Below are 24,604 nucleotides of genomic sequence, written 5' to 3'. Positions count from 1 at the left end.
CGGGGAGGTGAAAATCTGGTTATTCTACTTCCTGCTGGGCCTTATACCCGTCGCGGGCAATAATGTCATATTTCAAGGGATGGTGCTTCTCATCCTGCATCCGCAGGGGATGGCCCTCATTGTCCACCAGTTCCACGCGGATTTTGCGGTATGTTCCATCCAGTTTCTGGTTTGTGGGGTGATAGCTAAGTACATATTCATTTCGGATGGAATCATTGATCTGGTGAAAGATGTCGGGCATTTCGCCGGCGAAACGAGGAAAGAAAGCCATACCTCCGGTCATACGGGCAAAGGTCGTCATCTGGTTGTCAGCCTGGAGGTAATCGAGATTACGAATAGGCCCCATCATGCCATAGCTGTCGGCCAGAATACGCGCCGTCTGGCCAGTACCAATGGAGAAAATCGTTACATTCGGTGTGGCCTTGATTTTCTGCATCACCTTGTCAAGCGTGATCTTGCTGAAGGTGTCGCGGCCAGAAGAGATGAGGATCACATACTTGCGTCCATCCACACGAGTCAGCCGGTCGAGGGTTTCATAAAGCGCATCGAACAGGTTGGTCTCATGCCAGGTGGGGATGGTCAGGGAATTCAGCGCCTCGTAAACGAGCCGCTTGTCCTGCGTGAAGTCTGTCAGGATCTGCGTGTGCATGTCATACATGACAACGGCGATATAGTCGTCAGGTCTAAGCTGCTGGGCAAAAGTATAGGCAGCATTTTCCATGTCCTGAATAAACCACCAGCTATTGGCGGCAAACTCCACCAGCAGCACTGCGGTGATGGGGGCCTGGATACGGCGGAAGTCAGTGATGGTCTGCGGGACCCCGTCCTCATAAATACGGAAGTTTTCTTTCTGTAAGTTCGGCACAAACTGGTGGGTTTTTTCCAGAATGACGCCCACATCCACATTCACGACCGGAACATTCACCCGCAGAGAATAATTCTCCAACCCGGGCGGGTTCTTTACTTTGGGCTCCGGCGGCGGAGGCGGAGGCGTCTCGTTCTCCTTCTTTTTCGGGATGGCAATGGCGCCAGTATCGCCGGCAGGCCCTCCGGCTTCGGGGGCGTTTTGGTCCTGCTGGGTCTGCTGATTTTGCTGCTGGGTCGACTGTTGTGTCTGCTGCTGTGCCGGAACGGGCAGCTCGGCTTGCAGAAAAACTGCCAGCACGCACAAGACCAGGGCCTTACGAAGGGAATACGTCATCGGTGACTTCATTGTCGGACTCCCAGGCACCCGACTGCAAGCTTTCTGAAGGTGCCTTTGTTACAAAACCAAAATGGTTCTGTCCACAGAACTGATACTCTACTCTTGTAGACGTGATTACCCGCCTGAAAGACATCGGTTGGCTCATCCTGGGAGCAGCAATCACCATGGGGGGGCAGACCGTGTCCGGGACCAATGCTCTGCCACCGACTCCTCCCCCCTATACAGCAGGCTTTTACCCTCTGGACCAGGTACACCGCGGCCAGCATGGGATCGCCTACACCGTTTTCTCTGGCACCAGACCGGAGCCAATGGAAGTGGAAATTCTGGGCCTTCTGCATAACGCACTGGGCCCCGGGCAGGACATGATCCTGGCCCGCCTGATGGGAGCTAAACCGGAATATACGGGTGTCGTTGCTGGAATGAGCGGAAGCCCGGTTTATATAGACGGCAAGCTTCTGGGTGCCCTCAGCTATCGCATCGGTCTCTTCAGCAAGGAACCGATAGCCGGAATCACCCCGATTGCACAGATGCTGGAGGTGGCCCACGGTGGCCCGGGTCTGCTGGCTGCCTCGAAGGGCACTGCAGCCGATGAGCTGCCCCCGGTTTCTGATTCGGTGCAAACTGATGCCATCCGTCCGATGGACACACCCCTGGTCTTCAGCGGGTTTGACCAGCAGGCGCTCGCGTTCTGGAAAGAACATGCTCCGGCTGCATTGGGAACTACAGCAGTGGCGGGAATCGGTGGCTCCTCTGGAGATGAAAAACAGCCCGATCCCATCGTTCCCGGATCCGCCGTGAGCGCGCTGCTGATGCGCGGCGACCTTGAGATTGCCGCGACCTGCACGGTGACCTATGTGGACCCGAAGCAGCTCCTGGCCTGCGGACATCCGATTACTCAATATGGCCCTGTCTCCTTGCCCATGACCAAGGCGCAGGTCGTGGCAACGCTTCCTTCTCCCTACAATGCATTCAAAATCATTAACACCACGGAAACAGTAGGCTCCTTCACGGAGGACCGGGAATCTGCCATCTTCGGCCGCTTCGGCGAGCAGGCCAGGATGATTCCGATTACCGTGACCATCCATGGCGAGGCCACGCCGCACACACTCCACATGGAAGTAGTGGACCAGCCGCAGATTACCCCCTCGGTAATCATGGTTGCTGTGTTTCAGGGATTGATGCAGCGCAATAACTTTACCGCCGAAACCAGCTACCGCGTGCAGAGCACGGTCGACATTTCCGGCTACCCTCAGGTCCGATTCACCGGTCTGGCCGCACCCGGCGACCTTCCTGCCAACCTGACTGCCGCGCTCATGGTAGGGGAGCACTTTTCCCGCATCTATGACAATGCTGCTCGTCAGGCCCCGATCCACAGCGTAAACGTCGAGGTCGAGGCCATACCGCGGCGTCTTACCGCGCAACTGGAAAGCGCTCAGTCGGCGGCCACCATGGTCCACGCGGGACAAACGATCATGATTAATGCGGCCATCCGCCCCTGGCATGGAGAAATCAAAAATATTCGCATTCCAGTGACGCTGCCCGCAGTTTTACCCGAAGGCAATGTCCGCCTGCTGGTCAGTGATGGAAGTACGCTTGACCGTCTTACGCAATCTCCTTCCCGGTTTCTGAATTCGCAGCCCCTCGACGTGGCGGCGACCATTGAACAGTTAAATAGTGAACATGAGAATGACCACCTCTATGTCACGCTCCTTGATCCCTCTCCACAGGCGGTAGTGGATGGACGCACGTTGACCATCTTGCCTGTTTCCATGGCAAACGTGCTCGAACCCATGCGCCAGAACCAGAAGCTCACACTGAATGGCGAGTCGGCAGTACCGCTGGCTTCTGTTCCCATTGAGAGCGTACTGAATGGGCAACAGGTGCTGACGCTGAAAGTGGAATAAGCTACCGTCTCCGCTGTATCCCTAGCACGGAATCCAGGGCCAGATAACCGGGACCGCTGAAAAGCAGCAGCAGCGCCAGGGCAAAAAGTGACAAAGGATATTCAAATCCTTCCGGCCCTGTCAGGCCATGATGCAGGTGGACCTTGAGCACTGCCACAGCCATATTCACGGCAATCCCCAGGGAGGCAACCGGAACGAGGAGTCCGAGGATCAGGAGCGCTCCGCCAAAAAATTCCGTAAAGGCAGAAAGATATCCGAGCCAGGGCGGCATCCCAAGATGACCGACCATCCGGGTAAAACTATAGAGTGATCCACGTGGAAAAATTTTATCTGCTCCGTGGACCATCATGATGGCACCCAGGACGAAGCGGCCTACCAATACGCCAAAGGGTTGAAAGCGCTCCAGCCATGTGAACATGAAAGACTCTCCTGCCTTTTCATCAGCTTTCTTTGTAATTTACAGTTTCACAAGCACATCTTCACCTTCGATTTTGGCCTCATATACCTGCACTTTGGCCAGAGGTGTATGCTCCGCCGCTCCAGTCTTCAAGTCAAAAGCCCAGGCGTGCCACGGGCAGATGATCTTGCCTGCTTCCACCATTCCTTGTCCCAGCGGGCCGCCACGGTGCGGACACACGTTGTCCATGACGGAAATGACGCCGCCCTCATTGGCCACACACAGCATCCGGTCGCCTGAAGCAATTTCGCGTGCTGCTCCTGAAGCAGGCAATTCGGAAGTTCCACAGATTCTGACAAATTGTTGCATTGTATTTCCTGAGAATGAATTGAACAGCCCCAGCCATTTCCATGCTACGCTCATCTTCAGAATGCCTGGACCGCACCCTGAAAAATCCAAAGAAGAAAACGAAATACGCCTCTGGTGTCCAAATTGCGGACGCGAAGTTTATGACCCTCTGGTGTGCGGAGACTGCTCTGCTGTCATCTGCCGCGTCTGTGGGACCCCGCTGGAATCCGCCGATGAACTGGCCTTCGGCTAGTCGGGCCCCTGCTCCGAGGTAAAAGTAGATGCCGGAAGCCCTGCCTGATTGAACAGGTTTGCATCCGTGAAGCTCGCCCACCCATAGCGGACAGCCTGGGGACGAGAGACATCCGTAGCTTCCACCACCACTGTCTGCCCCTCGATTCGTGCTTTTGCTGGGACAAACTTTCCGTCTTCCCCGGCAATCTCAAAACCTTTGAGCTCAGTACCGTGAATCATCAGGCCGCCTCCGGCATGATCAAACCAAACACGCATGGCCCGGCCCTCCACAGTTGCCGTGCGGAAAAGAGGCCCGGAGTACTCCAGTTGCGGCTCACCGTAAACCAGAGCACGCGCGGCCAACGCGAGTCTTGCGCCAACATCCTGTTTATCTGCCGGATGCACATTGTTGCGATCACCAATATCGAGTGTCACGGCCATCGCCGTATTCGCTACATTCAGGGTGCGTCGCTGGGCATCTCGGACCATGCCCCAATCTTCATTTGGTGAATAGAAATTCGAGATCTGCACAAAAAGAAAGGGGAAGTTACCTTCCTTCCAGTGCATCCGCCAGTCGGCAATGAGGGCACGGAAAAAACGCGCATAATAAGGAGCGCGGACCGGGTTGCTGTTGGTTTCTCCCTGATACCAAAGCACACCTTTGATGGTGTAAGGAACCAAGGGAGCGATCATTCCGTTGTATAACCCAGAGGGCTGCCAGGAGGTCCCATCGGGATGCCACGGGTGCTGCGGCTTTGGCCTTCCAGCCTGCGCTGCCGCATCGTCGTCGCGTTTTTCCCTTGCCAGGACAAGGTCCCGATCGCTGAGTTCGTTTGTAAACTGCGCCCAGTAGGAAAAGACCGGCATCAATCCAGCGTTGGAACCGATGGTGTCCATACTGATCCACGCCTCCACCGGGGTCCCTCCCCAAGTGGAATCAATCAGGCCAATGGGCACATGCTCTCGCTGGCTGATCTCTCTTCCGAAAAAGTACGCCACGGCAGAGAACTGAGCGGCCGTCTGCGGAGTGCACTCCGTCCATGAAGTTGAAATGTCAGTCTGCGGATAAAACGAACTCTTTTTCTCGATGCGAAGCAACCGCACCTGGGGCAAATTCGCCTGCGCAATTTCCTGGGAACTGTTTTTCACAACAGCGCTTCCCGGAAAGCCCATCAGCGGCATCTCCATGTTTGATTGGCCGGAGGCCAGCCAGACATCACCGACCAGGATGTCCGTCAGCGTAAGTGGCGCTTCTCCCGGCCTGGAGCCTTGCACCGTCAGGGTATAGGGGCCACCGGCCTTCTCCGGAGAAAGCCACAGGGCCCACCTCCCCAGATCATCAGCCGTGGCCTGGAGGGACTGATCATGGAAGCGCACGGTGACGGCCTCATCGGGAGCGGCCCATCCCCAGATGTGAATGGGAGCATTCCGCTGAAAGACCGCGTGGCTGCTGATGACATCCGGTAGGCGGACCTCAGCAGGTGAGGCCAGCAGAGAAAGCAAAACGACCAGGAGAAAGAAAACAGGGTTCCGCGTACTGTTCATGGCTCCTGATAACCATAACATTGAAAGCAGTAAGGACGCCGCACCAGGCCTTGTCCTTCGGAAGATTAGAGCAGTTTACCTGCGGCCAGGTCTTTGACCAGCCCCCGGTCCGCAGCGAGAAAATCAAACTGCACCAGATCGGTAAGCGGACACCAGCGAAGATCATGGAAGATATGGTTGGTGATTTCGCCACTGAATTGGCGGACAGCAAAGAACTGCAAATCCACGGCGCCCCCATTACGGTAGGTGTGCCGCACATGGGCCACAAGCGGACCAATCACAGCTTCAATGCCCAGCTCTTCCCTGAGCTCACGGACCAACGCTTCTTCCGGCCCCTCACCCGGTTCCATCTTTCCGCCGGGAAATTCCCACTTGAGCGCCATGGCCTGATCAGGACGGCGCTGGCAAATCAAGACCGTGTTTCCACGAAGAATGAGCGCTGCTACCACATAGCGGACTGTAGGGGCCGTTTCCCTCGGATGTGCGTCGGTCACCAAGCTTATTTTAGTTTAAGCGTTATTGAGGGAAATACCGATGCGCCTGCCCATCTGTTGCTCGATATCACCAAAAACTTCCGGGTGGAGGACAGAGGCCAGCGCGCGAAGGCCGTTCTTCAGAACCGGAGCCGGCGTGTTCAGCCATTCATCGGCGATACAGTAAACCCGCCCTTGGCGCACTGCCTTGAGGTCCTGCCAGCCTCGCTGTCTGACGACGCGCTCCAGCGGCACACGGTCCCCTGCACCACACCACGCCATCACGATGACGTCTGGATCTGCCGAGACCACCGTTTCGGCATTCGTCGTCTTCCCAGGTGCGCCCAGAAATTGCCCACCTGCGATCTCCACCAGCTCTTTCACCCAGGGCTGCGAATGGATCAAAGGCTTTCCCCACTCTTCGCAGTACACAAGTGGGGATGTGGCGGCCAATGCTGCCTGCCGTCGTACCTTCTCCATCGTAGACTGCATTTCTCCAATCAATACTTCACCCTGAAACTTGGCGTCGACCACTGCGGCAATCAGGCGAATATCGTTGTAAATATCTGCCAAAGTGTGCGGCGAGAAACTCAGCACAGGAAATCCGGCCTTGAGAATCGCGGCCAGAGATTCCTGCCGGTAAGGTGCTGACGCCATTACCAGATCGGGAGACAATGCCGTCAATTCGTCTGTGGCAGCTGTCCACGAATCATGGACCACAACCGGGTTGCGTTGGCGCAGCCCGGGAACGGCAGCCAGGCAGTAGCGTGTACAGGCAATCAGCGTATCCAGGCGGCCCAGCTTCTCAAGAATGATGGAAATACTGGGCTGAAGCGATACAATCCGCATCTTGCAAATCTAGACCTTGCTGTCCTTCAGCACGGATTCCGGGAAAAAGACGGTCCAACCCTGGTCGGCCGCACTCTTAAGCAGCGCTGGCGTGGGATTGACAGGAAAGGCATGACGCGCAATCTTCAACATCGCCTCATCATGGATCGAATTGCCAAAGACACAGTCAGGATGGGGCACCCCGGCCCGTACCAGGGCATCCGCCTTGGCCTCATCGGTTGGTACATCCAGCAGTTCGCTGGTGACCACCCCGTCCTTTATCTGTACGCTTGCGGCCAGAACGTGTTCCGCCGGAATTCCAAAGTGCCGCACGGCCTCCTCAATCACCCAGTTACAGGTGGAGCTTACCGCCCAGAGGGACGTTCCGTTTTCTCGCAAAGCCGCAATCAGGGCACGCATCTCTGGAAAGATGTTGGCTTCCATGTGTGTGCGGAAATAAGTGGCCGCAGCCTTGCGCATCTCTTCTTCGCGCAATCCGGCATAAACCTGTACCATCTCTCCACACATCTCCATTTCCGAGACCTTGCCGGCGCGGTAAGCGCGATATTGGGAATCGAGCCAGTCGGAGGCATTGCGGGAGAGCAGCCCGGACTCCATCGACCAGACCATGAAGCCATATCCGGCATCGCCGCTCCATAAAGTGCCATCGCAATCAAAGACGGCAGTCTTTGGCTTCACTTTGAGGACTGCCCGATGAAACTCTTCGCCTGTGTATTCTTCTGCTGAGGCAGTGTGCAGCGTCGTCATTCCTTCTCCTCTTTTTTATTTTGAGGGATGCAGAAAGAATTTGCACGGCTGCCGGAATGAAAGCCTGATGAAATATGACCCTATCGCGTAGAATGATAACGTTTTTGAAAGCAAACGTTTCCTTTTCATGAGGTCCAACTATGTCCGTCTGTGACAAACGATTTCTGCTTGCAGCTGCAGTCGTGCTGCTGCCAGTCGCCGGATGCAATCAGCCCGCGCCTCCGGCCCAAAATGAAGCCCCTGCTCAGCCTGCCGTCACCCAGATTGGCGGCGAGGACGTGGTCAGGTTGCAACGCGCCGCGACCAGCCATGGCGCCAAGCCCGAATTCCTCTCCGCCACGGTTCTGCCGGGCCGCGGCATGAATCTGTTCCAGATCACGGCCAATATTCCGGGCAAAGGTGAAATCAATGTGCTCGCCTCGCCTTCTTTGGAAGTAGCTGCACAGAAACTGAATGGCGGCCCAGATGACCTGAACGGAAATGCTAGTTTTTCCTTCGGCGGAGCTTTTCTGGTGCCCTACCCGAACCGCATCCGCGGCAAGCTTTCTGCTGATGGGAAGACCATCACGACAGAATGGAATGGGAAACAGATCACGTTGCCCGCCAACTGGGCCGGCAAGAAGCCCGGCGCAGAGAAACATGCCATGCATGGACTGATCCTGGCCAGCAAAACCCAGGATGTTCATGTAGAGAACACATCCGACGGCCAGACCGTTACAGGCGTCATCCATGCAGGAAACTTTGGCGGATACTGGCCTTCGCAGACAGACCTGAAATTCACCATCTCGCTGACGGGTGATGCAGTAGAAGCCACGATTCAAGCAACAAACGTAGGTAATGAGCCTGAGCCCCTTTCCATCGGATGGCATCCATATTTTGCTGTGCCCAGCGGCAACCGGACCCAGGCACGCCTGCACGTTCCTGCAGAAGCGGTTGCGCAGGTAAACAACTATGATGACGTCTTCCCTACCGGCAAACTGCTTCCTGTAAAAGGAACGAAATATGATTTCAACGCTCCGGACGGAAAACCACTCGATGACATCTTCCTCGACGACAATTTTGCTCACCTGAAGCGGAGCGATGGAAATGTGGTTGTAGATTTTACAGACCCTGCTTCCCAGTACGGGATTCACATCATCGGCGAGTCGCCAGAGATCAAAACGGTACAGGTTTATGCCCCGCCGGACAAGCAGTTTGCCGCAATCGAAGAGCAGTTCAACTTCGGCGATCCCTGGGGGAAGGAATGGCACGGCATGGACACCGGCATGATCACGCTGAAACCGGGCCAGTCCGTTACCTGGAAATGCAAACTGGCACTGTTTGTTCCTCCCGCAGCAAAGTAGCTTTTCTCCCCAAGCAGCTCTCCTCCCTTGCGCCTGGTTTCGGTGCAAAGGAGGAGAGAAATGCTGTTTGGACTTTTCTTCGTCCGTCTCCCATGTTTGCTTGTAGCGCCCCTCACTCCCTATACTTTTAATTTGCACCGATAGCCATGACTGCCCTGATTATTGACGACGAGGAGCTGGCTCGCGAAGAGCTGAAATATCTGCTCGACACTACGGGCAGCGTGGAGATACTGGCCCAGGGCACAAATGGAATCGAAGCCGTGGACCTGATCCGGACTCATCAGCCGGATGTGGTCTTTCTCGATGTTCAGATGCCGGGGCTGGACGGATTCGCCGTTCTGAAGAAGCTGCTGGAACACGACGAATCGGCTCACCTTCCCCAGATCATCTTTGCTACCGCTTATGATCAATATGCGGTCAAGGCCTTTGACGTAAACGCAATTGACTATCTGCTGAAGCCCTTTGACCGCGACCGTGTCATGCAAGCCATTGAGCGCGCACGCCAGCGCCTGCAGGAGGTCCACGGACATGAAAAGATCGGAGACCTGGGCAGCGGCAATGCCAGTCTAAGTGCTCTTCTAAAGCTCATCGAGCAGCAGCAGCCCCAGCGGCACAGCGGAAAAATTGTCCTTCAGGCAAACAGCCGTCTACTCCTGGTGGACCAGAAGGACATCTGCTTTGCCTCCATTGATGAAGGCATCATCACGGTGGTTACACCTACGCTGGAAGGGCAGTCCAAGTGCCGTACCCTGGAAGAGCTGCTGGAACAGCTTGATCCATCCATCTTCTGGCGGGCGCACCGGTCCTACGTTGTGAACATCAACCACATCAAAGAAGTCGTTCCGTGGTTCAAGAGCAGCTATCAGCTGCGCATGGATGATAAAAAGCAGACGGAAATCCCTGTCAGCCGCGCCCAGACTCGACGCTTACGCGAACTGTTCAAACTCTGATACTCAGCTTACTTCTTCGGCGGAAGTCTTTCTGCTCCTGGGTCTTCCTCTGCGGGGGGCAGATCATAGACTTCAATGGCCCCTTCGCGCAGAATGGCGAATCTCGTACCGTCTGAAGAAAGAGCATAATTCTGCCCGGCGCTGAGTATCGGTGTAGCGTTTTTTACCAGGCGCAGTTTCCCGGTGAAGGTATCAAACACTCCGACCAGCTGCCTTTCAATCGACTCCTGGTCAACGGGGTCCAGCGTGCCCACAGGATGGGACACCTGCAGAGAGCTATAGGCAAAGCGGCTCCCGTTCTGGCTCAACTGAAAGGTGGCCCAGATATAGCGCGACTCCCAGCGCTGCTGCCAGAGGACCTTTCCCTCCAAATTGATTGCACTGACAAGATGATCGTTTCCAGAACGCGGACAGGCAATGACAAGGGCCACGTTGCTGCTCACCGCAATTTCTGATGGATGGCATGAGGACTCAATCTCTGTCAGTTGTCGCGCTTCGCCATGAAATGGGTCGTAACGGATGATCCAACTGTTATGTTTTCCCTCAATGGCCAGCAGGTGCCCGTCGCCCACCATTGGGATATCAACAGCATCCAGCGCCTCGGCGCGGGCAGTCACGGCGCGGCTCTTTGCATCCACAATAAAAATCTGCACCGGCTTGTTTTCCGGCCGGGCATCCCCAAAAGACGGGACCGTGCTGGCCAGGGACTGACGCTCTTCCTTTTTCCCTTCTGCTTCAATGGCAATCCATCTTCGATCGGGAGAAAGCTGTACCGATTCCAGCGCCGTCTCACTGTTTAAAAACGGCCGCAGCTGCAGGGTCTTGTCGGTAACAAACAGCCGGCTGCGCTGCCGCACCAGAAAGAGTCCGTCCCCGAGCCACCATAAATAGCGGGAGCGATCATGCATCCTCCATTCCGCCTTGGTGAGCACTTTTCCGGACGGCAGCTCCAGCACCACAGCGCGGATGGTCTGGTCTTCATCCTCAACAGGGTCTTCCGGGATCCGCTGCATCAAGCCGGGAACGCGGAAGGTAAACAACAGATGGTCTTTATCAATGAAATCCAGAGAAACGGAAGACAGGCGGGCCGTAAGGTAAAAGGGGCTTGGCGCTACATAACCCAGAGGGGCCACGGGAACCCGCAGGGACGGGGCCGGCTCACTCTGCGTGGCATCTGCTGTGCAGGTCACAGACGCTGAAATCAGCACTCCCGCGCAGATGATCTCCCGCAGTCCCATGCCTCCATTGTGCAACAAAAATGCACGGCCTTTGCTGGGGAGAGCAACACCGGTTCCAGTCCCTTCAAATCAACCCCGCTTTTTCTCTTACCATGCTGTGGCCAGGTACTCGCCGAACCACTCCCTGCTGTCTGTCCAGTGGTCCGAGAGATGGAAGCCAGAGCGCTCCAGCATTTCAATCACGTCCTCATCATGGAATTTGTAGCTGTTTTCCGTATGGATGCTCTCTCCTGGCTCAAAAAACAACTTTAGCCCAAGCGCTGGAATTTGCACCTGCTGGGCAACCAGACTGACCAGATGCATTTCGATGCGGGAATGATTTTCATTCCAGACGGCACGGTGCTGAAAAAGATTGATATCGAAGTTGGCGCCTAATTCCTGGTTGATTCGCACCAGCACGTTCTTATTGAAGGCCGCAGTGACCCCGGCGGAATCGTCATAGGCCGCCAGCAGCAGCGAGACGTCTTTCACCATGTCCACCCCCAGCAGCAGTTTGTCTCCGGCAGTCAGGGTCTCGCGAAGAGACTGCAGCAGGCCGAGCGCCTCCAACGGCTCAAAGTTTCCAAGGCTCGATCCGATATATAACACCAGTCGTCGTTCTCCAGAAGTTTCTACCCTGGCCAGTTCTCTCGTATAGTCAGCAATACGCGGAAGCACCGACACTCCCGGGATGTCGGCCTCCAATCGGTCCCTGGCCTGTAGCAACGGCGTTTCACTTACATCAATTGGGTAGTATGTCACCGTATTTTGCCTGCGGACCGCCGCCTGCAGAATCAGCCCGGTCTTGGTAGCGGTTCCAGCGCCAAGTTCCATGATCGATATCCGTCCACAGCCACTGGCGGCAGAAACCATCGCATCGGCATGGGTCTCCAGAATGGACCTTTCTGTACGCGTCAGATAATACTCGGGAAGCGCCGTAATCTGCTCAAAGAGCCCGGAGCCCCGCTCGTCGTAAAACAGCCATGGACTGAGCCGTTTGGGAGATGCCGTCAACCCCGCAAAGACCTCAGCGCCCAGAGGGCCCGACGCGGCGGGGAATGGTGGTGCGATCGCAGATAGAGCGTGCATCGTATACCCTTTATGTGGTTTCTAACTTGCTAAGCGAATGCCCGAGAATTGCCAGCGGGTCGCCGTGGGAAAGAAATTCCGGTAGCTGGCCCGAATATGCGTCTGCGGTGTAACGCAGGAACCTCCGCGCAACACCATCTGGTTGGCCATGAATTTGCCATTGTATTCACCCAGCGCTCCGGGCAATGCGTGAAAGCCTGGATAGCCCAGATACGCGCTCACCGTCCACTCCCACACGTCTCCAAACATCTGTCCAGAAACTCCTGCTGGGTGGAGCAGATTTTGCTCCAAGAGGTTTCCGCACACTGGCTTTTCTGCTGCTGCCACTTCCCATTCCGCCTCCGTGGGAAGTCGCCTACCGGACCAGCGCGCATAGGCGTCGGCTTCAAAATAACTTACGTGGCACACGGCAGTATGCTCAAGTACAGAGAAAGGAAAACTTCCTCTTAGCGTAAAAATCTGCCATTCTTCCGTCCCTTCTTCCCTGTACCAGTACAGCGGACTGCGCCATCCGTGAGACTGCACGGTCTGCCATCCCTCGGAAAGCCAGAGTTCAGGCCGTTCATATCCGCCATCGTTCATGAATGCAAGGTATTCCCCGCATGACACCGGGCGTGATGCTAATTGGAAAGGCTGAAGGTACACCGGATGACGGGGCAACTCGTTGTCAAAACAGAAAGTGCTCCCTCGATGGCCGATCTCCAGCACTCCGCCCTCATACTGACGCCAGTCCAGGTTCTCGCTCGGCGAGAGCGGCTGCTCAAACGGCAGGTCCAGGTAGGCCGGCCGCAATGGGTTCGTCCAGAATGCATGCTTGATATCGGTCAGCAGAAGCTCCTGGTGCTGTTGTTCATGATGCAGGCCCAACACCACGCGCTGTTCCATCTCTGGCGGCAGCCCTCGATGCAGTAGCCCTGCCATTGCATCATCCACATGCCTGCGGTATGCCAGAATCTCGGCCAGGGAGGGCCGGGAAAATACTGCGCGCAGCTTCTTTTCTGGTTGATCAGAGACGGCATTGTAGTAGCTGTTAAAAAGCCAAAGGAAATCAGGATGAAAGGGGCGGTAATCGGGACTGGCTTCGCGAAGAAGAAATGTTTCAAAAAACCATGTCGTATGTGCAAGATGCCATTTTGCCGGGCTGGCTTCAGGACAGGACTGGACCATCATGTCCTCAGGACTCAGTGACCGGACCAGCCACTCGCTTTGTGATCGAACACAACAATAATCCTGCACCAAAGAATCAGAAATGACCACGCCCTGCCCCATCCTGGTCTCCTTCCTTTAACTTAGAGGTGTTTTGCCGCTGCGTGTTGCCCGCATGGAAGAAAGATTCGTCAACCGGGGAAGGAGCTTCAATTTTCCTCGCCTCGCGGAAAAGCTTTCCATGGCATCTACGTTTGGCTCATCGCTGTTGCTTTTCATCGCAACACCTACCCTCGGGAAACTGTGCTTTCCTTGAGTCTTGGAGGACCTGTTTCCCGTCTAAACTGGCAGTCAAATCCATTGCAGGCAGGCCAACCATGAAAACCCGCATCTTTGCCTTGATTTTTCTCCCCTGTCTTCTGCTCACCCTGGTTTGCGCCCAGCAGCAGGAAGGCCCACCGCGCTTCGGCACCATGGGAATGGGAAATGGAGTGCGCGGAACGGTCACGGCCATTTCTGGAAATGAATTGACGGTAAAAAATGAACAGGGTGAGACCTATCAGGTTGAAACCGGCCCCAACACCCGCATCATGAAAGACCGACAACCAGCGAAGGTCTCCGACGTGCATGTGGGGGATGTCATTGTGGCAGGCGGACAGCTGGACGACCAGGGCCATAAACTTGGCGCGGCCTTCCTCGCTGTACTAGATGCCGAAGCTGTGCAGCGCATGAAGCAGATGGAAGCAGATTTCGGAAAGACATGGACAGCCGGAAAAATCACCTCCATCAATACGGACAATTTGACCATCGCCATCGAAAGGCCGGACAAGAAAACACAGACCATTACAGTGAATGAAAATACCTCCTTCCAGAAGCATCGTGAGAGCATCACTCTGGCCGACATCAAGGTAGGCGACATGGTCTCTGCACGCGGCGAACTACAGAACGGAAACTTTGTCGCTTCCGTATTAAATGTGGTGGAACCGAGAATGCGCGGCCAAGGTGGTCCGGCCCCAGGGAGCGGTGCCCCTCTACAGCTGCCACACTAGTTTTACCAGGAGAGATTCTCTGTGCGCCGTTTGCTGCCAATCTGTGTTTTGCTGGTCTGTTGGTCCTGCTGCCTTGCACAAACGCAGGGCCCTCCTGCTTCCGCCGCGGCATCGGGTGGCACCGTTCATGGTTCCGTAAAGTCAGGCACCGTGCCGCTTCCCGGAGTCAGCGTGACGGCAACAAATACACTGACGGGAAAAAAGTACAGCACGGTTACAGATATTACCGGGTCCTATTCGCTGGCCATCCCTCAGAACGGGCGCTATGTGGTGCGTACAGACTTTGCCGCTTTCGCTTCGGAAACCAAAGAGGTGATCTTCAATGCTGCTTCAGCGCATGACCAGCAGGCCGACTTTGCGCTGACATTGGCTTCCCGTGCGCAGCAGCAGGAAGGCACGTCCCTGGCCGCCCAGAGCCTTCGCAATCTTGGAGGCGCCCAAAACCTTGGCCTGCTCAATGCTGCCTCCGGGCTGATTCAGGCGGGAAACAGCAATGCGTCTTCAGATACATCGCTTCCCTCATTAGCAAACAACTCCGACTTCTCCAATGAATCAGTTGCAGTCAGCGGCCAGAGTGGGTCCACCAATCCATTCGCCGGAATCAATATGGGCCAGATGCGGGAGAACATGGAGAACATGCAGTTTGACCAGTCTCTGTCGCAGGTTCCGGGCAGCAGCAGTGGAGGCAGGGGCGGGCCGGGCGGCTTTGGCGGTCCTGGGGGCCTGGTGGTGGCCCTATCATGATCGGTGGCCGCGGACGCGGCAATTTCCGCAACTTTAAACCCAACCAGCCGCACGGCGCCATCTTCTGGAATGGCGGCAACTCTGCCCTCAACGCAGAACCTTTTTCTGTTCGCGGTGCACCGCTGAACCAACCCGCTTATGGTTCCAATCACTTTGGACTGACCTTTGTCGGTGCTCCTTACATTCCCAAATTGCTGGAGAACGATACAAAAGACTTTCTGTTTTTTACACTTGCTGACAATCGCACTTCTTCTCCTTTCACCCAATACGGTACCGTACCCACTGCGGAGGAACGTGCCGGGGACCTTTCCGCATTGACCAACCAGCAAGGCAAGCCCATTATCATTTACGATCCGCAGACTGGCCAGCCCTTTGCAAACAACACCATTCCTGCGCAGCGGATTGCTCCGCAGGCCACGGCCCTGCTCAGCTATATTCCTCTTCCCAACCTTCCCGGGCAGGCACAGAACTATCAGCGGATTACAACAGCCCAAAACAACACCACGAACCTAGGCGTGCGATATATGCGCAGCTTTGGCCAGAACGCTGGATCACCGATCATGGGGATGATCCGGCAGTTTATGGGCCAGGGCGGCAACCACTGGCAACAAAGCATCAACGGCAATTTCAATTACAGTCACACGGCTTCTGACCAGCTGAATATCTTTCCGGTTCTCGGCGGCAAGGAGCAAATGCACCAGTACTCCGTGCAGGCGGGCTATTCGCTGAGCAAAGGAAAATTCATCAACAATCTGAATCTTGGCTGGAACCGCAGCAACCTGCAACTGACCAATTACTTTACAAATGCCACCGATATTGCCAGCCAGATTGGCATCAACATCTTCAATGGCCAGGCCGCTTCCCCACTCAACTATGGCCTGCCGAATCTGGTGATGAACCAGTTCACAGGATTCAATGAGCAGCAGCCTAATTTTCACATCAACCAGACCATCTCCGTTTCTGAGTCCAGCTCCTGGATCCATAAAAAGAACAATTTCCGCTTCGGCGGAGACTTCCGGCGTGTGCATCTGGACATGATTGGCGCCACTAGCAACTCAACCGGGACCTTCTACTTCACAGGACTCTACACCCAGGCCCCGGGCACGAATGAAAATACCAGCGGGGCGCTGGCCGACTCCGGGTCCTCGCTCGCCGATTTGCTTCTGGGCCTGCCGCAGCAGACAGCGATTCAGGCCCCCTACCAGAAGGCATATCTGCGGGAGAATGTCTTTGACCTGTACGGACAGGACACCTGGCAGGCACTGCCAAACTTCACCATCATGGCCGGGTTGCGCTATGAGTACTTCTCGCCCTATTCGGAAAAAGACGATCGACTAGTAAACCTTGACGTGGGGAATGACTTTACGTCCGTGGTCCCAGTCATGCCAAATGGAGTCGGACCTTACTCGGGAAAGTTCCCACGCACTCTGATTGAACCCGAACACCTGGACTTCTCTCCCAGGCTTGGCTTTGCCTGGCGTGCAGTGAAAGATACTGTCGTCCGCGCAGGTTATGGCATCAATTTTGCCAACGGACAGTATGTGAAGTTCGTGCAGAACTTCGCCTTCCAGCCTCCTTTTGCTGATGTACAGACCAATGAGGCCACTTCCGGGGCTGACATCACACTGGCCAATGGTTTTCCAGGTCCGCAAAAAGTCGGCAATTATGCAGTCAACAAAAATTACCGTCTGCCTTATGTCCAGGTCTGGAACCTGGACGTGCAGCACACCTTTCCACTGGGCATTGTGCTGAATGTGGGCTACAACGGATCGAAAGGCACACGCCTTGACATTGTCAGCGCACCCGGCCGAACAGCTACGGAAAGCCTGAGCGGTTACTACTACGACTGGGAAGATTCCATCGCCTTTTCAAACTTCAATGCGCTCGCCGTACGCCTGCGCAAACGGATGCAGAACGGCATTGCACTGGGCGCAACCTATACCTATTCGCATTCGATAGACAATGCAAGTTCGATTGGCGGAAATGGAGGCACCGGCCTGACCGTTGCCCAGAACTGGCAAAATCTTCTCGCTGAAGAATCCAATTCCAGCTTTGATGTCCGCCACAATCTCAGGGGTGATTTTGTATATGAACTGCCTTTTGGACCAGATACTCACCTGTTGACCAGCGGGAACTGGATTTCGCACACTCTGGCCAATATCTCCCTTTCCGGCACCTTTCAATTTGCGACCGGTGAACCTCTCACACCTGCCTACGCCGCAGCGGTTGCAGATGTGGCCCGCGGAAGTGCAGGTTCCCTTCGGCCCGACCGTGTGCCGGGCGTCTCGATCACGCAGGGAGGTGGTTCTTTGCAAAGCTGGTTCAATCGTGCGGCTTTTTCTGAACCTGCCGGCACATACGGCACTGCATCCCGCTATTCGATTCCCGGGCCAGGAACGGTTTCCGTCGATGCTTCGTTCTCGAAAAGTATCCGGTTTGGAGATTTCAGAAATCTGGAATTGCGCGCCACCGCCAACAACGTCTTTAACACCGTCCAGTATGCAGGTGTAGACACGACCCTAGGATCGGCCACTTACGGACAGGTGACCTCGGCTGCAACCATGCGGCAATTCACATTCCTCGGACGATACCGCTTCTAAGGAGGACACAAGGGATGAGAAATCACTTCGCGCCGCGCATCGTTCTGAAGCATCTTTTTCTCCTTCTGTGCATGGCCCCGCTGCTGCTTCAGGCCCAGCAGGACGGCCAGCAATCTCAGTCCTTCACCCTGAAAGTCAATAGCGACCTCGTCCTCACAAACGTAGTGGTTCGCGATAAAAAAACAGGCCAGATTGTGAAGGGACTTACCAAAAATGACTTCACCATCACTGAAAATGGCAAGCCGCAGCAGATCATCAGTTTTGACTTTGAAAGCGTAGACGAGGCTGCCGCCCTTAATGAAGCCACCATCAGCGGCAAAGCCGGAAATATTGTCCTGGGGAAAACTGGTATCGTCACCGGAGATGCGCTGCGTAACCACCGCCTGGTGGTCCTTTTCTTCGACCTCACTTCCATGCAGCCGGAAGATGTGGAACGCGCGCAGGACGCAGCACGCAATTACATCAATAAACAAATGCAGCCCGCCGACGTGGTCGCCGTGGTTTCTCTGGATGCCTCCCTTTCGCTGGACCAGGACTTCACGCAGAACAAGCAACTGCTGCTGAATGCGATTGACCGCTACTCAGGCGACCAGACCCAGGGCTACGCCCCCGGTGCCACAAGCACCACCAATCAAGTGGAGGACGCGACCGCTTATACGCCAGATGAGAGTGAATACAACGATATCAATACGGACCGTGAGCTCTATGCGATTGCATCCATTGCAAAATCTCTGAACTATATCAATCAGAAAAAGGCGCTGGTCTATTTCTCTGGCGGAATTTCGCGCGATGGTATTGAGAACCAGGCTTCGCTTCATGCAGCCATCAATGCAGCCGTGCGCGCTAATCTGTCCATCTATAGCATTGACTCACGCGGTCTCCAGGCCATCTCGCCTTTGGGCGATGCAACCACAGGGAGCCTGCGTGGAACCAGTGGCTACAACGGAGCGGCGCTCCAGAACAACCTTGACGCCAACTTCAATTCGCAGGAAGTGATGGCCACTCTGTCTTCAGACACCGGCGGCAAGGCCTTGTTTGACTCCAACGATTTCGCCCCCGCCTTCCAGCAGATGCAGCAGGACACTTCCGCCTACTACGTCCTGGGCTATCGCTCCACCGATCCCCGGCGCGACGGGACTTATCGCCGCCTCACGATCAAAGTCAACCGCAGCGATGTCAAATTGGAATATCGCCACGGATACTACGCCCCCGCAGACTTCAAACATTCCAATAAGGAAGACCGTGAGCGCGAACTGGATGAACAGCTTGCCAGCGACCTGCCCGCTACGGATGTCGCCGTCTATCTGCAGGCGCTTTACTTCCGGCAGGATGACAACCGCTATTACATTCCGATTTCCATTCTGGTCCCCGGATCACAGATACCGTTTGTGAAAGGCGGCGATCGGGACAAGGCCACACTCGACATTATCGGCGAAGTGAAAGATGCAGCGGGTCGTCGCATAGGAGACGCGCGCGACACCGTAAAGCTCGCCGTTGACCAGTCCCAGCAGGTACGTCAGAAAAATATCCAGTACTCCACGAGCTTCATCCTGCCTGCCGGCAAGTATCACCTGAAATTTGTGGTCCGTGAGAACGAGACCGGGCGCATGGGGTCATTTGAAACAGACATCAATGTGCCCGACTTGCGCAAGGCCCCGGTGAAACTCAGTTCCGTCGTGCTCGCCAGCCAGCGCATTCCCGCCAATAAAAAATCTGACAGTCCGCTCGTGCATGACGGGCAAGAGCTAGTGCCGAATCTGGCGCACGTTTTTCGCCAGGACCAGCACATTTACTTTTTCTATGAGGTCTATAACCCTGCGAAAGCGGCTGCACAGGCCACGACAGCATCCGTTTCCCCTGCAAAATCCAAAGGCGAAAAGGACAGCCCAGCTGCGCCGGTCCGGGTCATGACCAGCATTGAATTTCTGAGCAATGGACTCAAGGTCTATGAAACACCCCTGGTGCAGGCCACACAACTGAATGATCCCTCGCGCGATGCTGTGGCATTTCAGTTTGATGTACCTCTGACCGATCTGAAACCAGGCCTTTACACCTGTCAGGTCAACGTAATTGACGACGCTGGCGGCAGTTTTACCTTTCCGCGAATGGCCCTGCTGGTGCGCGGACCAGTCACTACTCCAGCGCCTGGATCCACGCCGTCGCCAGGCGGGCGCTAGCGAATGATGTTTGTTCAGGTCGGACTGCCAGGGTCAGAGCAGGAAGCCTCTCCTGCATTCCCCTGCTGCTTCCAGGGACAATGCCTGCAACCCGAACCGCAACAATAACCGCGTTTCAGGTGATAGGCCTCTGTGAATACAAGAAAAGGACCGTCCATATAGTAGTCCACATCTTTCTTCAACGACGATTGTGGGTCAGGTCGTGGGGGGCTGTTCATAATTTGACTCAGTCAGAAGAAAAGAAGGACCGGGGACCATCGTTCCGTTCCGGGCCTGAAGTGGTGCCCAGACATTTTCATCCAGCGTGGCCCGGTTTCCAGCGACAGCGGCAATGCGTTCGCCAGGAAGCACAATGCCAATCAGGTTCATCGGATCGGCTGCTGCAAGATTCACAGTCCAGGAGGAGGTCCCCTCGCGCCGGGCCTCGCGTAGGGAATCCAGTGCTTCAGGTAAAGCAAACTGTTCGCCATGGAAACCCTGGACAAACCGTCCGCCGCGCACTTGGCCGCGGGCCTCCATTCTGCGCAGGGAGCCCAGCAGGTCCCGCCAGCGTGGCATGGTTGTTTCGCGCTCCAGAAGGTCACGGAAAACAACCCCATAGCGACGCAATACAACACGGCAGGCTGATTCAATCTCGTTTTCGCGCTGTACCGGGGTCGCCCCTTCCGCGCTTCGAAACAGACTCCAGCGTCCCGCAGCTTGTTTTGTTCTGCGTCCCAGGTTTCGTCGCGGATCGATCAGCATCCGCAGACTGTCAAACCCATCGGCTGTCACCAGTCCAGCAGCCACCAGCTCCCACAATGCCATATCGATTTCTGCTGCAGAAATGCCGAGCCTGCGCACCAGGTCTCCTGCAAACATCGCCCCACTCGATAACAGTACTTCGCGTACTTTGCTTGCAGTCCCGCTCAGACAGGCAGCCAGGCAATTTTCCGGAATCTGACGCTGGGTCAGGCATCGATCCATCCAAAACGCCTCTTCACGGATAAAAAACGTGACAGGCGCCATGCTGGTTGGCACCACGCGCCGCGGGCCGCCCGATTCGATGGAATGAAATGCAGGATGCGGAGAGATGCGCCCCCATCCGACAGCTCCGGAAAGACAGAGAGCATCGAGCCAGCGTGGATCATATCCGGAAACACGTTGCGGCAGAATCGAACGCTCCCATTCGATGGCCGGTGCCTCAAAGCCTTCCAGTTGGCGTAGCGCTTCCAGTAAGCCAGACTCGCCGCTGAGCTGCGTACATGGCGCAAGGTGCTGCCAGCGCAAAAGCCATTGCATGAAAACCGAAGCTGAAACTGGTTCTATCTGTCGGCGTAACGTCACCAGGGTCCGCTTATGGATACGCTGCAGCAGGCGCCGCTCGCACCATTCCACATCTTCGTCCGGGATGGCCTCCAGCGGACCGTGTCCTTCAAACACTCCGCGAAGAATCGTGCCATTCATCTCCAGCCTCAGCATCTGCTTCCAGATTTCGCCGGCAGCGATGCCAAGCTTTTCTTCCATCCTGCGGCAGGTGACCGGGCCCAGGATCGCCATCCATCCCTGGATGGCCCTGCGCAGGGCCTCCTCCCTGTTTGTATCTGTTTCAGATACATAATCCAGAGCATCGGCATATTCGATTGCCGGAAAGAGCAGCCTTAAATGTTGCATCCTCTCCGCTGCGCAGAGGTAGTTTTTCTCTGCTGTGCGTGCCAGTGTGGCCCGTCTCTGCCTTTCAAGACGTGAAAAGAAAACATCCCAGTCCCGCGCGCCGGGGGAGCACAATATCTCGGCAGGCACAATGATGAGAGAGCACAACAGGTCGTGAAATTCGTGCTCATCGCGCACATCGGGCCAGATTTCTTCCCGCACAGATGCAATCGCCTCTGGAGAGAGCCTTCCTGCTTCACCCAGCAGATGGTCCGGCAGGATCCCGCGCATATTTACAGCACGCGCACGGCGCTCTTCCAACGGAGCATCATCCAGATAAGCATAAGGATTCGCATTCAGCATTTCATGCGCAAAATGCGAAGGGGTCGCCGTATCTACAGCCACGCAACGGATCTTGCCTGAATGCATTCCAGCAAGAACACGTTTCAACCCCTCCAGGTCCATGGCCTCTCCCAGCACATCTTTCATCACTTCGCGAATGAGAGGATGGTCCGGGACCTCAATGTCGCCCTCAATGTTCTCAAAGCACGCCGCCACCTGTGGAAAGACGCTGGCCAGCAAATCGTCTCCGCGCGTGCGCTGGATCTGGGGTGGAATGCGCTTCCCATTCCTGTACCGCAGCAGTTGCAGGCTCCGCCCCGCCGCCCATTTCCAGCGAGACTTGAAGATGGGTGATGCCAGCGAGGCCTGCTCCAGAAGCTCGGTGACGGTCTGTTCTGTGAGGAACTGGAAGACATCGCTCAGAGGAAAGCTGTGCTGTTCAGCCAGGGAGATGTTGAGGCCATTGTCTGTTGCAGCCGCCTGCAATTCAAAGTTGAAGCCGCGACAAAAGCGCTTGCGCAGCGCCAGGCCCCAGGCCTTGTTGATGCGCCCCCCAAACGGTGCATGAATGACAAGCTGCATTCCGCCGCCTTCATCAAAAAAGCGCTCCGCAACAATCGTCGTCAGTGAAGGCACAACACCGAGCACGGAGCGGCCGGCTGCAATGTAGGCAATCATCTGCTCTGCGCCGGAATCACAGACACCACATTCCTGCTTTAGCCAGGAAACTGTCTCAGCGATCTGCGGATGGGCCTGACTGATGTATCCGGGCAGCACATCTTTTGTGCGGCGGTCTATCTCTTCGCGCAGATCGGAGACGAACTGGGAGAGTTCATCCGTCCGCTGCGGGGCCTCTCCCCGCCAGAAAGGCACCGTTGGGGGCTGCCCCTGAGCATCGGAAACCAGGACCCGGCCGGCGCTCTCCACACGTTCCACGCGCCAGCTTGTGTTGCCCAGCAGAATGATGTCCCCCGCGGAGGACTCCACAGCAAAATCTTCGTCAAGGGTGGCAATCTGCACGCCTTCCGGCTCGGCAATCACCGCATACAGAGCGGTGTCCGGAATCGTTCCTGCGTTCGATACCGCTATGGTCCGCGAACCACGCCGTGCCTGCACGCGCCCACGCACGCGGTCCCGCAATAAATAGGACCCGTACCGGCCACGGCTGGCCTCAATGCCCTCGGTCAGCAGACAGAGTATCTCGTCAAACTCTTCGCGCGTCAGCGAGTGATAGGGCTGCGCGCGCCGCAGCACCGCAAATAGAGTGTCCTCTTCCCACGGTTCGGCTGCACACGCAGCAACAATTTGCTGCATCAGCACATCGAGTGGCTTGGGCGGGACCTCCAGCCGGTCCAGCGCGCCCGCACGGATGGCCCGGATCGTGGCTGCCTGCTCCAGAAGATCATCGCGAGTCGTTGCGAAAAATCGCCCTTTGGGAATTGCGCCGCGCCAGTGCCCTGCCCGTCCCACTCGCTGTATCGCCACCGCAATCGCGCGCGGAGAGTTGATCTGGCAAACCAGGTCTACGTTGCCAATGTCAATGCCCAGCTCGAGCGATGCGGTCGCAACCAGCAGACGGATTTCACCTTGCTTGAGCTTGCGTTCTGCCTCCAGGCGCAGCTTGCGGGAAAGGCTTCCATGGTGGGCCGCGACGTTTTCCTCTCCCAGCAGCTCGCCCATGCGGAAGGCAATCCGCTCTACCATGCGCCGGGTATTAACAAAAACCAGGGTGGAGCGGTGCGCCAGGGCCAGTTCTGCAAGCCGCTTGTAAATACCGTCCCAAATGCTGTTGCTTGCCACAGCGCCCAGTTCTTCATCCGGGACCTCGACGGCCAGATCGAGATCGCGCCGCCGACCTACCTGCACAATCTCCACCGGTGATTCGCATCCACCCCGCAAAAACTCGGCAACCAATTCAATCGGGTTCTGTGTGGCCGAAAGCCCAATGCGCTGCGGAGCTGCCTTGTGTCCTGTTACCCATTCTCCAACCGACAGGCGATTTTCACCCCGCACCAGTGCGTCCAGCCGTTCCAGCGTCAGTGCCAGGTGGGCACCGCGCTTGTCATCGGCCATCGCGTGGACCTCATCCACAATCACCGTATGTACATGGCGCAGATTGTTGCGGCTCTTCTCCGCCGTCAACATGATGTAGAGCGACTCCGGCGTCGTTACCAGAATGTGAGGTGGCTGCTTGAGCATCCTTTGTCGCTCAGCAGGCAGAGTGTCCCCCGTGCGCACGGCCGCGCGGATCTGCGTTCCAAGATGGCCCCGTTCGAGGGCCAGCTGCTGGATTTCTTTAAGCGGCGCTTCCAGGTTCTTTTGGACATCGTTCGACAGGGCCTTCAGCGGCGAGACGTACACGACCTCAGTCCGCGGCTCCAGCCTTCCGTCCAGCGCCTTGCGGATGAGCTGGTCAATGCAGATCAAGAATGCAGCCAGCGTTTTGCCTGACCCAGTCGGGGCCGAGATCAGCACGGGCCTGCCCGCAAGAATATGTGGCCAGCCCTGTTCCTGGGGTTCGGTTGGAGTACCGAAGCGGCGTACAAACCATTCCTGGACCACAGGGTGCGCCCAGGCGAGGCTTTCCGGAACCGAAGGGGACTGCATGTCCCCA

19 protein-coding genes are annotated in these 24,604 nt (G+C 56.2%); 7 read left to right on the top strand and 12 right to left on the bottom strand.

Going from position 1 to position 24,604, the window contains the following annotated elements; genetic code table 11:
• Positions 1-19: 19 nt before the first annotated feature.
• On the bottom strand, positions 20-1,213 hold the full coding sequence (locus tag N655_RS0113615) for a VWA domain-containing protein (RefSeq protein WP_026443424.1): 1,194 nt from the start codon (positions 1,211-1,213) through the stop codon (positions 20-22).
• Between the two features lie 101 nt (positions 1,214-1,314).
• Here N655_RS0113615 and N655_RS19060 point away from each other — a divergent pair, with 101 nt between their 5' ends.
• Positions 1,315-3,108: a SpoIVB peptidase S55 domain-containing protein gene (locus tag N655_RS19060; protein ID WP_049961441.1), complete on the top strand. Its 1,794-nt coding sequence runs from the start codon at positions 1,315-1,317 to the stop codon at positions 3,106-3,108.
• Position 3,109: 1 nt separating this feature from the next.
• On the opposite strand, the gene N655_RS0113605 is transcribed toward N655_RS19060, so the two are convergent.
• From N655_RS0113605 to N655_RS0113575, 6 genes are all read right to left on the bottom strand, one after another.
• Positions 3,110-3,526: a DoxX family protein gene (locus N655_RS0113605; protein ID WP_026443423.1), complete on the bottom strand. Its 417-nt coding sequence runs from the start codon at positions 3,524-3,526 to the stop codon at positions 3,110-3,112.
• A 39-nt stretch (positions 3,527-3,565) separates the two neighbouring features.
• Complete coding sequence (locus tag N655_RS0113600) at positions 3,566-3,874, bottom strand: Rieske (2Fe-2S) protein (RefSeq protein WP_026443422.1); 309 nt, start codon at positions 3,872-3,874, stop codon at positions 3,566-3,568.
• Positions 3,875-4,102: 228 nt separating this feature from the next.
• A complete protein-coding gene (locus N655_RS0113590) occupies positions 4,103-5,632 on the bottom strand; it encodes a sialate O-acetylesterase (protein WP_026443421.1) in 1,530 nt (509 codons plus the stop codon).
• Positions 5,633-5,697: 65 nt separating this feature from the next.
• Positions 5,698-6,126: a (deoxy)nucleoside triphosphate pyrophosphohydrolase gene (locus N655_RS0113585; protein ID WP_044935961.1), complete on the bottom strand. Its 429-nt coding sequence runs from the start codon at positions 6,124-6,126 to the stop codon at positions 5,698-5,700.
• 15 nt (positions 6,127-6,141) lie between these two features.
• Positions 6,142-6,954, bottom strand: a complete 813-nt coding sequence (locus tag N655_RS0113580; RefSeq protein ID WP_026443419.1) for an ABC transporter substrate-binding protein — start codon at positions 6,952-6,954, stop codon at positions 6,142-6,144.
• 9 nt (positions 6,955-6,963) lie between these two features.
• Positions 6,964-7,701 carry an HAD family hydrolase gene (locus tag N655_RS0113575; RefSeq protein ID WP_026443418.1) on the bottom strand — a complete coding sequence of 246 codons (738 nt, stop codon included), beginning with the start codon at positions 7,699-7,701 and terminating at the stop codon, positions 6,964-6,966.
• A gap of 140 nt (positions 7,702-7,841) precedes the next feature.
• Here N655_RS0113575 and N655_RS0113570 point away from each other — a divergent pair, with 140 nt between their 5' ends.
• Together N655_RS0113570 and N655_RS0113565 are read left to right on the top strand one after the other, a co-directional pair.
• Entirely contained in the window at positions 7,842-9,044 is a 1,203-nt protein-coding gene (locus N655_RS0113570; RefSeq protein ID WP_026443417.1) for an aldose 1-epimerase, read from the top strand.
• Between the two features lie 140 nt (positions 9,045-9,184).
• A complete protein-coding gene (locus N655_RS0113565) occupies positions 9,185-9,994 on the top strand; it encodes a LytR/AlgR family response regulator transcription factor (protein ID WP_026443416.1) in 810 nt (269 codons plus the stop codon).
• Between the two features lie 8 nt (positions 9,995-10,002).
• Here N655_RS0113565 and N655_RS0113560 read toward each other — a convergent pair whose 3' ends face one another.
• The 3 genes from N655_RS0113560 to egtB form a co-directional block, all read right to left on the bottom strand.
• Positions 10,003-11,232 (bottom strand): hypothetical protein, encoded by a 1,230-nt coding sequence (locus N655_RS0113560; protein WP_026443415.1) that lies wholly within the window; start codon positions 11,230-11,232, stop codon positions 10,003-10,005.
• An 87-nt stretch (positions 11,233-11,319) separates the two neighbouring features.
• Positions 11,320-12,300 (bottom strand): L-histidine N(alpha)-methyltransferase, encoded by a 981-nt coding sequence (gene egtD, locus N655_RS0113555; protein ID WP_044934711.1) that lies wholly within the window; start codon positions 12,298-12,300, stop codon positions 11,320-11,322.
• A 21-nt stretch (positions 12,301-12,321) separates the two neighbouring features.
• Complete coding sequence (egtB, locus tag N655_RS0113550; protein WP_026443413.1) at positions 12,322-13,569, bottom strand: ergothioneine biosynthesis protein EgtB; 1,248 nt, start codon at positions 13,567-13,569, stop codon at positions 12,322-12,324.
• 254 nt (positions 13,570-13,823) lie between these two features.
• Between egtB and N655_RS0113540 the strand changes: the two genes are divergently transcribed.
• Genes N655_RS0113540 through N655_RS19050 form a run of 4 tightly spaced genes read left to right on the top strand, consistent with a single transcriptional unit; the run spans position 13,824 to position 20,016 of the window.
• Positions 13,824-14,495: a DUF5666 domain-containing protein gene (locus tag N655_RS0113540; protein ID WP_026443412.1), complete on the top strand. Its 672-nt coding sequence runs from the start codon at positions 13,824-13,826 to the stop codon at positions 14,493-14,495.
• A 21-nt stretch (positions 14,496-14,516) separates the two neighbouring features.
• Complete coding sequence (locus tag N655_RS19990) at positions 14,517-15,239, top strand: carboxypeptidase-like regulatory domain-containing protein (protein ID WP_049961440.1); 723 nt, start codon at positions 14,517-14,519, stop codon at positions 15,237-15,239.
• The gene (locus N655_RS19055) at positions 15,236-17,839 is read left to right on the top strand and encodes a TonB-dependent receptor domain-containing protein (RefSeq protein ID WP_049961439.1); all 2,604 of its coding nucleotides are present in this window, start codon (positions 15,236-15,238) and stop codon (positions 17,837-17,839) included. The genes N655_RS19990 and N655_RS19055 overlap by 4 nt, the downstream gene beginning before the upstream one ends.
• Positions 17,840-17,853: 14 nt before the next feature.
• Entirely contained in the window at positions 17,854-20,016 is a 2,163-nt protein-coding gene (locus N655_RS19050) for a VWA domain-containing protein (protein WP_044934708.1), read from the top strand.
• 14 nt (positions 20,017-20,030) lie between these two features.
• Here N655_RS19050 and N655_RS20695 read toward each other — a convergent pair whose 3' ends face one another.
• Together N655_RS20695 and N655_RS19045 are read right to left on the bottom strand one after the other, a co-directional pair.
• A complete protein-coding gene (locus N655_RS20695; protein ID WP_081823726.1) occupies positions 20,031-20,234 on the bottom strand; it encodes a C1orf53 family protein in 204 nt (67 codons plus the stop codon).
• On the bottom strand, positions 20,212-24,597 hold the full coding sequence (locus tag N655_RS19045; protein ID WP_069955830.1) for a DEAD/DEAH box helicase: 4,386 nt from the start codon (positions 24,595-24,597) through the stop codon (positions 20,212-20,214). Before N655_RS19045 ends, N655_RS20695 begins: the two co-directional genes overlap by 23 nt.
• Between the last annotated feature and the right edge of the window lie 7 nt (positions 24,598-24,604).

The sequence above is a fragment of the Pseudacidobacterium ailaaui genome, assembly GCF_000688455.1.
Lineage (GTDB): Bacteria > Acidobacteriota > Terriglobia > Terriglobales > Acidobacteriaceae > Pseudacidobacterium > Pseudacidobacterium ailaaui.
The sequence above is the reverse complement of the archived record's forward strand: the minus strand, read 5'-3'. Positions and strand labels throughout refer to the sequence as shown.